The organism is Priestia endophytica DSM 13796 (genome assembly GCF_900115845.1).
Classification (GTDB): domain Bacteria; phylum Bacillota; class Bacilli; order Bacillales; family Bacillaceae_H; genus Bacillus_I; species Bacillus_I endophytica.
In genome coordinates this window covers 16,101-29,148 of the sequence record NZ_FOXX01000009.1, presented here as the reverse complement: position 1 = coordinate 29,148, position 13,048 = coordinate 16,101, and the positions used below count along the sequence as shown (strand labels likewise).

The window sequence follows — 13,048 nt, the reverse complement described above, 5'->3', positions numbered from 1 at the left end:
AGGAATTTTTATTTGCTTAAAATTTTCTTGAACTCATATCCTTTCTGGACATAAGAATCAATAGACAATTGAATAACTTCTAAATCCTTTTCATTTATTTCACGAACAATTTTTACAGGAGACCCCATAACAAGAGAACGAGGTGGAATGACCTTTCCAGAAGGAATAAGTGAATTAGCTCCAATAATACATTCTTCACCAATTTGAGCTCCATCTAATATGGTAGCACCCATTCCGATAATAGAGCGTCTTCCAATTGTACATCCATGAAGAATAACATTGTGTCCAATTGTTACTTCATCTTCAACAGTGACTGGACAGCCAGCATATAGATGAATCGTTGAATTGTCTTGAATACTACATTTCTTTCCAATCTTGATAGCGCCTTCATCACCGCGTAAAACAGCGTTAAACCAAATCGTCGTTTCTTCCCCAACTTCTACATCTCCTATTACATAAGCCCCTGGCGCTATAAATGCTGTTTTATCAATATTCGGTTCTTTTTCATTATAAGAAATAATCATACTAGATCCCCCTTATATAGAATTTATAATTGTTTTTCCTTCATCCATAGTATAACATTATTATGAGGGGAGTGGTGAAAATGTTACATTTGATAGAGCAATTAAATATTAAATACCCTATTATTCAAGGGGGGATGGGGAATATTAGCAACGCAATTCTCACTGCTGCTGTATCAGAGGCAGGAGGATTAGGTACAATTGGATGCGGTACTATGACACCAGATCAAGTGGAAGAAATGATTCAAGAAACAAAGAGGAGAACAGATAAACCCTTTGCTGTAAACATTCCTATTACTGTTACACCTTTTTTAGAGGATATCATAAATGTAGTTATAGATAATCATATTCCAGTTGTCTCATTATCAGCAGGGAATCCTACTTCGATTATTCCAAAACTTCATTCGTACGGTATAAAGGTAATCGTAGTAGTCGCTTCTGTCAAACATGCTAGAAAAGCAGAGAGAGCAGGAGCGGATTTATTAGTAGCAGAGGGGTTTGAAGCGGCCGGAATTAATTCGAATCTTGAACTCACAACATTTACGCTTATTCCACAACTTACTCAATGTGTGGATATCCCTGTAATTGCTGCAGGTGGAATTGGAGATGGGAAAGGTTTGGCAGCAGCTTTAATGTTGGGAGCAAGTGGAGTTCAAATTGGTACACGTCTGATTGCTACGCAAGAAGCACCATTTCACATGAGCTATAAGCAAAAATTAATTCAAGCAAGTGATACAGATACAATTGTTGTAGGACGTTCGGTAGGGCAGGTAAGAAGAATATTAAATACTCCATATGCAAATAGAATTGTTGAAAAAGAAAACGAAGGAATGATTTTAGAAGAATACAATAAAATGACTTCTGAAAATCTCCATGTTATAGGAGCTCTAAAAGGAGACTTTGTAAATGGATTTATTAATAGTGGCCAAGTAGCAGGTTTACTTTCGAATATTCCTAGTGTAAAAGAGTTATTGGAAAACATGATGGAAGAAGCTTCATCACAAATTCAACAATCCTTCTCAGTTTTTGAAACGTTCACATCTTAAATTATAATCGGGACCTTGGTCTTTATTTTATAGAAGAATTAGATTTGTTTTTTTGATTCTTATCAACAATTAAGATTTCTATTTATACAAGTTTCCGGTTGTCTTTTCTTGAAAGCGCTTTAAGTGCAGAAACCCTACTAGAGTATGCCACCTATCTTTGATTTTTGATATAGGTGCTATTGAAGAACCTTTTAAGAGGTAGAGCTCTTAGAAAATCAATCTTACAGGAAGTCATTATCCTAGTGTTTTAGATTTATATGTAGAAATATAAAATGGTCTTTTTCTCCACCTTATTTAATTTAAATTGGAACCATTTCCTATGTGGCAGGTGTTTTACTAGTCCTAAAAAGCGGAGGAATCAATAATGAAAAAGAATATAACGGAACAAGAAATTCATCAAAAATACTATAATGAAATCTTTTCTCTTATGGAACAAGAACCCTTTGCACAATTTCTAGGCATGAAATTAATTCATATGGGAGAAGGTACAGCAACCGCAGAATTGGATATAAAAGATCATATGTTGAATGCACATGGGACAGTCCATGGAGCAATTATCTTTTCTTTAGCAGATTATGTTTTTGCAGCAGCTAGTAATTCTTATGGAAAGACATCTGTTGGGCTATCAACAAATGTTAATTTTATGGCCCCCGGAAAGATGGGATCGCGTTTAATAGCAAAAGCTGTAGAAGAGAAACGAAATAACCGTACAGGTTGGTATAAAATTAGAGTAGAAAGTGCCGGAGAACTTTTGGCTACGATGGACGCCCTAGTTTATCGTAAAAATCATTATTTTGTTCCTGTTGAATAGATAAGAAGAATTAAAGCGATCATTCGAGGGATAGAAATCTTGAATCTTTTGAGGATGTGTGAGAAAGGGAATTATAATGTGTCTTGAATGTAATTTCCTAATCATACATAACTACGCAGCTAATCATTCATTATAACAGCTTAAAAACAAGGATATGATAAAACATATCCTTGTTTTTTATTGGGATTGATATTTGTAATTTATAGAATATAAATGTTTTAAATTGGAATATATGGTAATATAGGTTTACGTTTTGTTCTTCCTCATTTAAGATGAACAGATGGTGGTGAATAACATTGATACATAGACATATTAAGGCATTAATGATGATAGCTATTTTACTTATCATAACGGGATTATTCTGCATGTTCTCGGATGTGTCATTAGACTATCACACAAGTCTTATTGTAACAGGAGCTATTACATTTGGAGGTGGCTTGTTCTTAGTTCTCTTCGTTCTTATCTATTATTGTATTGTTGGGGTAAAAGCAGAGTATAACCAAAAGAGTAGAAACACTTGAAACTTTAAAACTTCTATAAGAGAACCCCCACTCTAATCTAAAGATTAGAGTGGGGGTTCTCTGTTTTTGTATGCAAAATTTGTAGCAATAACCTGAACTTTATGTTTTATCTACATAAAAGTAGTGTTCTTTAAACTTATAGAGAGAGCTTATCTTTGTCTCAAAAATCAAACATAGCCTTTTAGTTATGAAATTGACAGAATTGTGTAAAGGAGTTAACATCTATATATGTTAACCTAAACTTATATTTAGTTAACATATATAGACTAGTAAACATTTTATTATTGAGGTTCAGTTTTAGAATGAAAGCAGGGACAAGAGAATGAGAGAGTTACCATATTATAGTGTCAGAATGAGAGCTTCCAAGAGTAAACCACACGAGGAAGGAGGGAAACATATATCAGGTGGGGAACAACTTGTTTTATTTGATGAAATTAGAGGGGCAGTAGATAAGCTGCTTCTTAAAAGTTTAACCCATTCAAGAGGAACACCAGACTTTGCTCAAATTCAGTTTGAAATAGTAGATGAGCCTATTCAAGTCATTAGTCCTCTAACAATTACTACACATATTACACATTCAGTTGATGAGGGACAGTTGTTAGCTCAAAACCTATTAATGAAATGTGGAGTTCCTTTTCATATTATTCAAAAAGCTTACCTACTAATGGAAGATCATGCTGAACTCAGCGGTGCCATTCTTATCGATAGTAAGACAGGACGACGATTAGATGAAAGTCATGGGAATGGAAAAGGGATTCGTGTATCTAGAATGGATTGGCGAGATGAAAACTTTAAGAAATGGAATAGAGAGATTGCAGCAAATCAAAATGATCGATTGAAAGAAGCTATAACCCTTGCCTCAAAAGTAAGCATGCACCAAGCCACAGTTGCAGAACTATGTTGGTCTGATGATCCGGATTACACGACAGGATATGTGGCTAGTAAAAAATTTGGATATCAGCGGATTACAAGTCTAAAAGAATACGGGGATGAGCAAGGTTGCCGTATCTTCTTTGTTAATAGCTCCGAAGATATAACGAAATACATAGATTACTTAAAAAAGAACCCTGTTCTTATTCAATGGGAGGTAAATCATGACTAGTGAATTAATTGAAAAAAGTAAAAAACATCTTTGGTTACCGTTTACACAAATGAAAGATTATGATGAAAATCCGCTCATCATTGAAAGTGGAGAGGGAATAAAGGTTAAAGATGTTTATGGGAAAGAATATTACGATGGTTTCTCTTCGGTATGGCTAAATGTACACGGACATCGTAAACAGGAACTTGACGATGCTATAAAACGGCAGTTAGAAAAAATTGCTCATTCCACTTTGCTTGGTATGACAAATGTTCCAGCGACTGAGCTTGCGGAGAAACTTGTTAACATAAGTCCTAAGAACTTAACCCGTGTTTTTTATTCAGACAGTGGTGCAGAGGCAGTAGAAATTGCTTTGAAAATGGCTTTTCAATATTGGAAAAATGTTGGAAAACCAGAAAAGCAAAAATTCATATCTATGAAAAACGGTTATCACGGAGACACAATTGGAGCCGTTAGCATTGGGTCTATCGATTTATTTCATCATGTATATGGTCCATTAATGTTTGAAAGTTTTAAAGCTCCTATTCCCTATGTATATCGTTCAGAGAGTCAAGACCCTTGTGTATGCCGTGATGAATGTCTACAGGCACTTGAACAATTGTTAGAAGAGCACCATCAAACAATTGCTGCTTTATCTATCGAATCTATTGTCCAAGGAGCTTCAGGGATTATTGTGATGCCAGAAGGATTTTTGTCAGGCGTACGTGAGCTTTGTACAAAATATGAAGTGTTATTAATTGTTGATGAAGTAGCAACAGGATTTGGTCGTACAGGGAAAATGTTTGCATGTGAGCATGAAAATGTGCAACCAGATTTAATGGCTGCTGGAAAAGGAATTACAGGGGGATATTTACCTATCGCAGTAACATTTGCAACAGAACGGATTTATGAAGCATTTTATGATGACTATTCAAATATGAAAACCTTTTTTCATGGCCATTCCTATACAGGGAATCAACTTGGCTGTGCTGTCGCTCTCGAAAATTTAAGATTATTTGAAGTGGAAGATATAGTAGAAAGAGTGGCCGAGAAGAGTGAAAGCCTTAAACAACTGCTTAACACACTATACGAACTCCCTCATGTTGGGGATGTTCGCCAACTTGGCTTTATGTGTGGCATTGAACTTGTCCAATCTAAAGAAACAAGACAACCTTTTCTGCCAGATAAGAGAATAGGTTACAAAGTATCTTTAAAGATGAGGGAGCTTGGAATGCTAACTCGTCCGCTTGGAGATGTCATCGTTCTGATGCCGCCACTTGCAAGTACATTAGAAGATTTAAAAGAAATGATTGGGATTATAAAGCAAGCGATTACGGAGGTAACGAGTCGTGTCCTTCAATGATGAGCTTGAAAATCGACTTTCACAAATGAAGGAAAAAGGATTATATAGAACATTAAAAATAATGCAAAGCGCTCCGGAAACAGAGGTAGAGATTGATGGAAGAAAACAGATTGTTTGTTCTTCTAATAATTATCTAGGTCTTTCTAATGATAGACGTTTAATCAGAGCGGCTCAGGATGCGGTAGAAACGTTTGGGATAGGAAGTAGCGGAGCTCGTTTAACGACTGGTAATACATTATTGCACGAACAGTTAGAAAAAAAGTTAGCATTATTTAAAAAAACGGAATCTGCTTTATTGTTTTCAAGCGGCTATCTTGCAAACATTGGGGTATTATCTTCTATTCCAGGAAAAAGTGATGTCATTTTAAGTGACCAACTCAATCATGCTAGCATTATTGATGGCTGTCGATTGTCAAGAGCACATACAGTCATTTATGCGCATGTTAATATGGTTGAGCTTAAAAAGAAGTTAGAAGCCACAGGGCAATATGAGCGGCGTTTTATTGTAACAGACGGTGTTTTTAGTATGGATGGAACTCTCGCGCCTTTACCTGAAATCATGAAACTAGCAGAGAAGTATAAGGCGTATGTAATTGTAGATGATGCTCATGCAACAGGTGTGCTAGGAAAAACAGGGGGCGGAACAAGTGAACATTTTCATGTTCATCCAGACATTATTATTGGAACGTTAAGCAAAGCAGTAGGAACAGAAGGTGGATTTGTAACAGGTTCTCGCATACTTATTGATTTTCTACGAAATCATGCCCGTACCTTTATTTTTCAGACCGCTATGTCACCGGCTATCTGTGCTGCTTCATATACTGCTCTTGAAATTATTGAAAAAAGTGATGAAAAACGGAGTCGCTTATTTGCAGTTGTTGGAGAAATAACAAAAAGATTAAAGGATATGGGATTTAATGTAAAAGGAGGTGTGACACCGGTTGTAGCTGTTTTGATCGGCAGCTCTACAAAGGCTGTTTCCTTTTCGCAAAGATTACAAAGCAAAGGAATTTATACTTCTGCCATTCGCCCCCCTACTGTTGCAGAAGGGCAAAGTAGAATACGGATAACGATAACATCGGAATACAAGGATAACGAGATAGAGAGGATATTAGACAGTTTCTATATAACAGGAAAGGAGATGAAAGTGATTTGAATTTTGGATTCTTTGTAACAGGAACAGATACAGAAGTAGGGAAGACCGTTGTTTCTTGTGCTTTCGCCCTACTGTTAAAAAAGCATAAAGGAAATGTTGGCGTGTTTAAGCCATTTTTAAGTGGAATAAGTCGAAATGATGTTAACAGTGATACAAGTTTATTGAAAGTTATGTCAGGAACTAAGCTCTCGCATGAAGAAATTACTCCTTTTGCATTTAAAGAACCTCTTTCTCCTTATACAGCAGGGAAGTTAGAGGGAAAAGAAGTAGGGCTTAATGAAGTGATGACAAGATGGAATGATATAAAACCTATACATAGCTTTTTCATTGTGGAAGGAGCAGGAGGAATTTCCGTCCAGCTCGGTAAACACTTTTTAGTTAGTGATTTGATTAAATCTATCAACCTTCCCATTATTATTGTAGCTCGTCCTAACCTTGGGACGCTGAACCATACTTTCCTAACGGTTCATTATGCTAAAAGTCAAGGGATAAAGATTGCTGGCATTATCATCAATGGAATGAATGATAACCCAGGGTTAGATGAACAAACAAACCCTAAATCCATAGAAGAGATGTGCGGTGTCCCTATTTTAGGAATTGTCCCAAAACTTAAGGAGATAACAAAAGAAAATATCGAGATGGTAGTGAATCAACATCTTGATACAAAACTTATTATAAATAGGATGGAACAGCAATACGAATAAGTACTTTATTTTTAAAAGATGAATTTTTAAAGGGAAAAGAATTATAAAAGAAAAAGCTTCGTCTTTATTAAACTATTTACGAAGAGATTTTAGTACAGGGAAAGTAGAAGCGAGCAGTCGAGTGAATTTCGGCTGCTTATTTACTTTAAAATAACCCAGGAGGATAACATGAAAACGAATACTACAAATATACAGTCATTTTCTTTCAATATTTCAGAGTTTTTTCAAAACCCATATCCATTTTATGAAGAGATGCGATCCATTAATCCTATTTATAAAAGTACATTATTAAAATATCAAGGCTGGTACATAACAGGGTATGAAGAAACGGTAAAAATCCTCAAAGATTCACGATTTCACAGCCGTCCTCCTATTCCAGCTTTTTCTCGCAACTACGCAAATGTTAGACGGATTCAAGAGAATATGATGTTATTTACTAATCCACAGCATCATAGACAATTACGCTCTCTTGTTACTAAATTCTTTACACCAAATATCATAAACGAATGCCGCCCCTTTATAGAGAAAACAGTAGATGAGCTAATAGATCAAGTTATTTGTAGAGGAACTATGGATGTTGTATCTGACTTTGCTTTCCCTTTAGCAAGTTCTGTTATTGCTAAAATATTAGGAGTGCCAGCAAAGGATTATCCCTTATTTAAACAATGGACAGCTACTTTTATTCAATCCATTGATTTTACGAGATCTCCGAAAACGTTAGGGAATAGTCGCAAAGTAACGGAAGAAATAATAGCATATTTCAAAAAAATAATTAGAGCGAGAGAACAAGAACCAAAAGAAGACTTGATTAGTAAATTAATTGGGGAAAAACAGAGAGAAGAAAAATTAAGTTATGATGAACTCATAGCAACATGCGTTTTACTCTTAATCGCTGGGCATGAAACGACGGTTAATCTTATTAGTAGTTCTATCTTTTTACTCATTCAGAACCCAAGGCAATTAGAGAATTTACAGGATAACCCAGAATTCATAACAACAGCTATAGAAGAATTTTTGAGATTTGAAAGTCCTGCACAGCTCATCGCTCGTACTGCTTCAGAAGATATTACAGTAAATGAGACTGTTATCCAAAAAGGAGAACAAGTCTATTTATTTTTAGGAGCTGCTAATCGAGATTCTAGAAAGTTCCAGAATCCTCATCAGCTTGATATTGCAAGAAATCCAAATCCCCATCTTGCTTTTGGACACAGTAGTCACTTCTGCTTGGGATCTTCCTTAGCACGTTTAGAAGCCAAAATTGCTATCCAACGACTTTTACAAAAAGTACGAAATTTACAAGCGGTAGATTTCAATGGACATTACCGAAAAATCATTGGCTTCAAATCTTTAGTAGAACTGAACGTGACATTTGATTAGTATCCATATGAGAATTTTGTGTGAGCGTTAGATTTATTGAATTGTCTTGTATATACAAGTATAGTTGTAGTGAAGCGATGACATTAAGAGGAAGGAAGAAAGAGATGAAATCTGAAAAAGAGAAAATGTTAGCTGGGGAATTGTATCAGTCAGATGATATGGAGTTAGGAGAAGATCGAAAGAAAGCACGAAAACTACTAAAAATATATAATGATAACATTGAAATGAGTGATGAAGAAAAAGGAGAGATTTTAGGAGAGCTGTTTGGTTCAGGAGGTGAGCATGCTAATATTGAGCCACCTTTTCGCTGTGATTATGGGTACAACATACATACAGGGAAAAACTTTTTTATGAATTTTGAATGTGTCCTCCTCGATGTATGCGAGATTCGAATTGGAGATAACTGTTTTATCGCTCCAGGCGTACACATTTATACAGCTACACATCCATTAGATCCTCACGAACGAAATACAGCAGGAGAGTACGGAATACCTGTTACAATTGGAAATAACGTTTGGATTGGCGGGAGAGCGATTATTAATCCTGGGGTAAACGTTGGTCATAACGTTGTTATTGCTTCTGGAGCAGTTGTGACGAAAGATGTACCTGACAATGTAGTAGTTGGAGGAAATCCAGCCCGAATTATTAAAAATCTTGAAGTTTCTCCACTATAAACAATGACTATATGAGAAAAAGCTAAAAAAAGAGAAACCTTTTAAAGGTTTTCTTTTTTTTTGCTTTTTGGACAAAGAAAGAGGTTACCTTATACAGGATTAAATTTACTATGTTACCATTAAAGGGAAAGGGGAGGTTAAAATGCTAGGTCTGATTGGTTTTGTTATTGTCCTTGTAACGATTTTGTCTCTAGATACGCAGATGAGGAAAATCGTAAAGCAAAATGAGAGAATCATCGAAATTCTTGAAGAAAAGAGGGAGAAATAATGGATTTTCAAGCTCAAATTTTTTAGAAAGTGAAGGTGAAAAGATGTTGGGAATTAACATTATAAATCAATAAATGTTTAGAAGTGCATAATAAAAGAGCTCGCAGAAAGGTCTTCGCATTGTTTAATTTGAAACTATAACTTGGTTTTAGTCCTATTTTTAATTAAAAATAAAATCCACCAAACTAATAAAAACAAATAGCCTATAATTGTAAAAATAGACCACATAGCGCCTTGTTGCAATTGGCTGAATAAATGTTCAAGTTCATTTATTCCTTCTGTTCTTCCAATGCTATTTATCAGACTAATCATAGGAACTGACACAGTGAATCCAATGGCTAAAATAGCCAAACTTTTCATTTTCTTCTTTACAACACTAAATATTGCAGTTCCCAATGTTGTTAATAAAAATATGTAATATATTACCCAACACCAATTAGGTAAAGCCTCCCAGTACACTGTTTACCCCCTTAATTAAAAGTTTTATAGATTCTATTTTTTTACAATAACATAACATATTTTGACGAAAAAACTAATACAAACTTATATAAAAAAAATAAAATCTTTATGGAAACAGTATTAAAAAAAGAGCAAGTCCTTCATAGAAAAGGCCTGCTCTTTTTTTAATACTCTCTTTTCTTTCCTTTTTTTACAGCTTCCCAGTCTCCTTCAATATTCTTTCTTATCCGTTGAACAAGCTGAAAAACTTCCTTTCGTTCTTGTTCCGAGAACCCTGTTAAAGCCACTTTCTCAGAATGATCTCCTTCTCGTCTTAAAAACGGATAAACTTCTTTTCCTTTCTCTGTTGGAAATAGCTTCTTAATTTTCTTATTGTGATGATCATCTTTCTTTTCGATAAATCCTTCCGTTTCAAGCTTTTTTATAGACCGAGCAGCAGTTGTGCGGTCTACTTTGATCATTTCCGCTAACTTTTCTTGAATAATGCCAGGATGTTCACAAATGCGTACGAGATATAAGTATTGTCCTTTTGTTAAGTTATGTTCTTTAAATTCGATATTGCTAATCGAATCAAGTGCTCTTGCAATCATTCCAATTTCTCTTAAAACATCATCCACAAAAAAACCTCCGTTTTACATTTTGTTGCATTTACAACAAAACCATTTTCTTGTATACTTTGTAAAGATAATACATTCATTATGAAGGATGTTCATTGATAAATCTAGAAAAGGCGGGGTTAAAATGATAGCAAAGAAAATTACAACAAAAGATGAGTTAGAGACTGCGTTCTATATTAGAAAAGAGGTATTTGTGAGTGAACAAGGAGTATCACTAGAAGACGAGTTTGATCAATATGATCAACCGAATAATGGTTGTGATCATATTCTCGTGTATTATAACGGAGAACCTGTTGGTACAGGACGTGTACGCGTTGTAGAAGGGGTTGGGAAACTAGAACGAATTTGCATCTTAAAACAATATCGGAAATATGGCCTTGGAAAAGTCATTATAGAAGCTCTTGAAAGAATCGTAGAAAAACGTGGCGTTTCTTCTGTAAAACTGCACGGCCAAGTGCAAGCGCAAGGGTTTTATCATAAATTAGACTATGATGCTTCTTCAGATGTTTTTATGGAAGATGGCATTCCCCACGTTTTAATGGTTAAAGAGTTCGTTCACTCATGATAAGAAGGAAAGTAAATGCTTTTACACTTGTTTTTTATAGTATAGGCATTCTTCTCTTAACTTTAGGAATTTCTCTTACAATAGAAGCAAACCTTGGAACGTCACCTTTTGATGCCTTTTTAGTTGGACTATCACATAACATTGGCTTAACAGTTGGAAGTTGGGAAGTTGTGATCGCCTTCGTTCTTATCTTCACAAATGCATGTTTAAAAAAGCAAAAGCCAAAATTTTTAGGATTAGTGACCGCTTTTATGACAGGAGTTTGCATCGATTTTTGGCTTTTTTTAATCAAAATACTTGAAAACCCCTCTACATTAACTAGCCAATTTCTTGTTTTCACGGTAGGCTTAATTATTATAGGGATTGGAACAGCTATCTATCTTCATACAAACTTTGCTCCAATTCCGCTTGATCATCTGATGCTTATTATAACTGAACGAACAGGAATAAGTATTAGGCTATCTAAAACTGTTTTGTATGTTATCTTTTTACTTCTTGCATTTTTACTACATGGTCCAATCGGAATCGGAACGCTCCTAACAGTAGGGCTTGGCGGACCTCTTCTACAGTTTTTTATGCCGTTAACAAAAAAATGGATTTTCAAAAAAACGGAGGGGATTCTCCTTTCACCTTTAGAAGAAAAAGAATAGCTTGTATGAAAACAGGTAGAGCGAGTAGGGGGAAATAGAGTGAAAGAAGAGTACTTAAAAATATTTGATGAAAACCAAGTGCACATTGGTGAGGAAACAAGAGATGAGGTTCATAAAAAAGGATACTGGCACGAAACCTTTCACTGTTGGTTTGTTAGTGAACATGAAGGAGAGAGTTATCTTTATTTTCAAATTCGAAGCAAAGAGAAAAAAGATTATCCGAATTTGTTAGATATTACAGCAGCAGGTCACCTATTAGCACATGAAACGGTTATGGATGGCATCAGGGAAGTGGAAGAGGAGCTTGGCGTTGAAGTAGAGTTCAACAACCTTCTCTCGCTTGGTGTTATTCCATATAGCGTAACCCTTCCGCACTTTATTGATAAAGAGCTAGCACATGTTTTCGTGTATAAAACTCAGCACTCACTTAAAGGGTATACCCTTCAACAAGAAGAGGTTTCAGGTCTTGTAAGAGCAAAACTTGCTTCTGTTGTTGAGCTTTGGTTAGGTCAAACGGATTATATTGATGTGGAAGGATTTCAAACAAATCAAAAAGGCGAGAAAATACCGATCAATAAAGCTTTTTATTGGGAAGACTTTGTTCAACATAAGCCATTTTACTATAAAAAAATCATTCATGAACTGCATAAAACATTTCATTTCTAGCTTGAATAATCAGCTTAATTCCTTCTGAGAAGGAATTAAGCTAAATTTTTACCGTAAGAAAAATGTTAACCGAACCATATCTTGACAGCGGATACCGTTTTCAAATAATGGTTCTTTATAATGTTTTAAAAAGAAGTTGCGTTCGATGCCTGTCATGCGAAAGCCGCACTTTTGATAAAAAGCAAGCTGATCTATACTTGAATTTCCTGTTCCAACTTCGATGGTTTCGTAGCCTTGTTCTTTTATACTTTGAAGAACATGTTGAATTAATTTTTTGCCAATTCCTTTTCCATGAAGATGTTCTTTCACTGCAATATTCACAAGCTCAATACTCGTTTTATTTTTTTCTTCTAAAATGTAAACTCCGATTATTTCCTTATTTTCTTCTGCTACAAAACAAATGCCTTTTTCTAGATGTTCATTCACTTTTTCTTTAGAAGGATCTGCAAGCAAGAGCAAAGAAAAAGGAGGGGATTCCTCTCTATGTAATCTTCTTATTATCACAACAACACTTCCTTTTACACTTTGTATTTTTCATCCAATCTTATTGAAGGAAATGGAATGAAGGGG

Annotated in this window: 17 protein-coding genes; 13 read left to right on the top strand and 4 right to left on the bottom strand. The window is 35.2% G+C overall.

Features of this window, described 5'->3' with window-relative positions; translation table 11 throughout:
• Window positions 1-8 precede the first annotated feature (8 nt).
• Window positions 9-524, bottom strand: coding sequence for a gamma carbonic anhydrase family protein (locus tag BM012_RS16535; RefSeq protein ID WP_061805754.1), 516 nt, complete (start codon window positions 522-524; stop codon window positions 9-11).
• A gap of 80 nt (window positions 525-604) precedes the next feature.
• Between BM012_RS16535 and BM012_RS16530 the strand changes: the two genes are divergently transcribed.
• From BM012_RS16530 to BM012_RS27090, 10 genes are all read left to right on the top strand, one after another.
• Window positions 605-1,567: an NAD(P)H-dependent flavin oxidoreductase gene (locus BM012_RS16530; RefSeq protein ID WP_061805753.1), complete on the top strand. Its 963-nt coding sequence runs from the start codon at window positions 605-607 to the stop codon at window positions 1,565-1,567.
• Between the two features lie 364 nt (window positions 1,568-1,931).
• Window positions 1,932-2,378, top strand: a complete 447-nt coding sequence (locus tag BM012_RS16525) for a PaaI family thioesterase (RefSeq protein ID WP_061805752.1) — start codon at window positions 1,932-1,934, stop codon at window positions 2,376-2,378.
• A 296-nt stretch (window positions 2,379-2,674) separates the two neighbouring features.
• Window positions 2,675-2,899, top strand: a complete 225-nt coding sequence (locus BM012_RS26130; protein ID WP_139210361.1) for a hypothetical protein — start codon at window positions 2,675-2,677, stop codon at window positions 2,897-2,899.
• 322 nt (window positions 2,900-3,221) lie between these two features.
• A complete protein-coding gene (locus BM012_RS16520) occupies window positions 3,222-4,001 on the top strand; it encodes a 6-carboxyhexanoate--CoA ligase (RefSeq protein WP_061805751.1) in 780 nt (259 codons plus the stop codon).
• Window positions 3,994-5,343 (top strand): adenosylmethionine--8-amino-7-oxononanoate transaminase, encoded by a 1,350-nt coding sequence (gene bioA, locus BM012_RS16515; RefSeq protein WP_061805750.1) that lies wholly within the window; start codon window positions 3,994-3,996, stop codon window positions 5,341-5,343. The genes BM012_RS16520 and bioA overlap by 8 nt, the downstream gene beginning before the upstream one ends.
• The gene (gene bioF / locus BM012_RS16510) at window positions 5,330-6,499 is read left to right on the top strand and encodes an 8-amino-7-oxononanoate synthase (protein ID WP_407719649.1); all 1,170 of its coding nucleotides are present in this window, start codon (window positions 5,330-5,332) and stop codon (window positions 6,497-6,499) included. The genes bioA and bioF overlap by 14 nt, the downstream gene beginning before the upstream one ends.
• Window positions 6,496-7,203, top strand: a complete 708-nt coding sequence (bioD, locus tag BM012_RS16505; protein WP_061805749.1) for a dethiobiotin synthase — start codon at window positions 6,496-6,498, stop codon at window positions 7,201-7,203. The genes bioF and bioD overlap by 4 nt, the downstream gene beginning before the upstream one ends.
• Window positions 7,204-7,371: 168 nt before the next feature.
• The gene (locus BM012_RS16500; protein WP_061805748.1) at window positions 7,372-8,580 is read left to right on the top strand and encodes a cytochrome P450; all 1,209 of its coding nucleotides are present in this window, start codon (window positions 7,372-7,374) and stop codon (window positions 8,578-8,580) included.
• 104 nt (window positions 8,581-8,684) lie between these two features.
• Window positions 8,685-9,254 (top strand): maltose acetyltransferase domain-containing protein, encoded by a 570-nt coding sequence (locus BM012_RS16495; protein ID WP_061805747.1) that lies wholly within the window; start codon window positions 8,685-8,687, stop codon window positions 9,252-9,254.
• Window positions 9,255-9,396: 142 nt separating this feature from the next.
• Window positions 9,397-9,522, top strand: coding sequence for a hypothetical protein (locus BM012_RS27090; RefSeq protein WP_268801493.1), 126 nt, complete (start codon window positions 9,397-9,399; stop codon window positions 9,520-9,522).
• Between the two features lie 134 nt (window positions 9,523-9,656).
• Here the strand turns inward: BM012_RS27090 and BM012_RS16490 are convergent, their stop codons facing one another.
• The gene (locus tag BM012_RS16490) at window positions 9,657-9,980 is read right to left on the bottom strand and encodes a hypothetical protein (protein ID WP_061805746.1); all 324 of its coding nucleotides are present in this window, start codon (window positions 9,978-9,980) and stop codon (window positions 9,657-9,659) included.
• A 164-nt stretch (window positions 9,981-10,144) separates the two neighbouring features.
• Entirely contained in the window at window positions 10,145-10,597 is a 453-nt protein-coding gene (locus BM012_RS16485) for a MarR family winged helix-turn-helix transcriptional regulator (RefSeq protein WP_061805745.1), read from the bottom strand.
• 124 nt (window positions 10,598-10,721) lie between these two features.
• Between BM012_RS16485 and BM012_RS16480 the strand changes: the two genes are divergently transcribed.
• Genes BM012_RS16480 through BM012_RS16470 form a run of 3 tightly spaced genes read left to right on the top strand, consistent with a single transcriptional unit; the run spans window position 10,722 to window position 12,478 of the window.
• Window positions 10,722-11,162 (top strand): GNAT family N-acetyltransferase, encoded by a 441-nt coding sequence (locus tag BM012_RS16480; protein WP_061805744.1) that lies wholly within the window; start codon window positions 10,722-10,724, stop codon window positions 11,160-11,162.
• Window positions 11,159-11,812 (top strand): YczE/YyaS/YitT family protein, encoded by a 654-nt coding sequence (locus tag BM012_RS16475; protein WP_061805743.1) that lies wholly within the window; start codon window positions 11,159-11,161, stop codon window positions 11,810-11,812. Before BM012_RS16480 ends, BM012_RS16475 begins: the two co-directional genes overlap by 4 nt.
• A gap of 39 nt (window positions 11,813-11,851) precedes the next feature.
• On the top strand, window positions 11,852-12,478 hold the full coding sequence (locus tag BM012_RS16470; RefSeq protein WP_061805742.1) for an NUDIX hydrolase: 627 nt from the start codon (window positions 11,852-11,854) through the stop codon (window positions 12,476-12,478).
• A gap of 48 nt (window positions 12,479-12,526) precedes the next feature.
• Here BM012_RS16470 and BM012_RS16465 read toward each other — a convergent pair whose 3' ends face one another.
• Complete coding sequence (locus tag BM012_RS16465) at window positions 12,527-12,982, bottom strand: GNAT family N-acetyltransferase (protein ID WP_061805741.1); 456 nt, start codon at window positions 12,980-12,982, stop codon at window positions 12,527-12,529.
• Between the last annotated feature and the right edge of the window lie 66 nt (window positions 12,983-13,048).

Excerpts from the sequence above, each read along its gene's own strand:
- BM012_RS16520 (WP_061805751.1), top strand. The coding sequence starts at position 3,222 with ATGAGAGAGTTACCATATTATAGTGTCAGAATGAGAGCTTCCAAGAGT.
- BM012_RS16530 (WP_061805753.1), top strand. The coding sequence starts at position 605 with ATGTTACATTTGATAGAGCAATTAAATATTAAATACCCTATTATTCAA.
- BM012_RS16495 (WP_061805747.1), top strand. The coding sequence starts at position 8,685 with ATGAAATCTGAAAAAGAGAAAATGTTAGCTGGGGAATTGTATCAGTCA.
- BM012_RS16525 (WP_061805752.1), top strand. The coding sequence starts at position 1,932 with ATGAAAAAGAATATAACGGAACAAGAAATTCATCAAAAATACTATAAT.
- BM012_RS16535 (WP_061805754.1), bottom strand. The coding sequence starts at position 524 with ATGATTATTTCTTATAATGAAAAAGAACCGAATATTGATAAAACAGCA.
- BM012_RS16475 (WP_061805743.1), top strand. The coding sequence starts at position 11,159 with ATGATAAGAAGGAAAGTAAATGCTTTTACACTTGTTTTTTATAGTATA.
- BM012_RS16500 (WP_061805748.1), top strand. The coding sequence starts at position 7,372 with ATGAAAACGAATACTACAAATATACAGTCATTTTCTTTCAATATTTCA.
- BM012_RS16480 (WP_061805744.1), top strand. The coding sequence starts at position 10,722 with ATGATAGCAAAGAAAATTACAACAAAAGATGAGTTAGAGACTGCGTTC.
- bioA (WP_061805750.1), top strand. The coding sequence starts at position 3,994 with ATGACTAGTGAATTAATTGAAAAAAGTAAAAAACATCTTTGGTTACCG.
- BM012_RS27090 (WP_268801493.1), top strand. The coding sequence starts at position 9,397 with ATGCTAGGTCTGATTGGTTTTGTTATTGTCCTTGTAACGATTTTGTCT.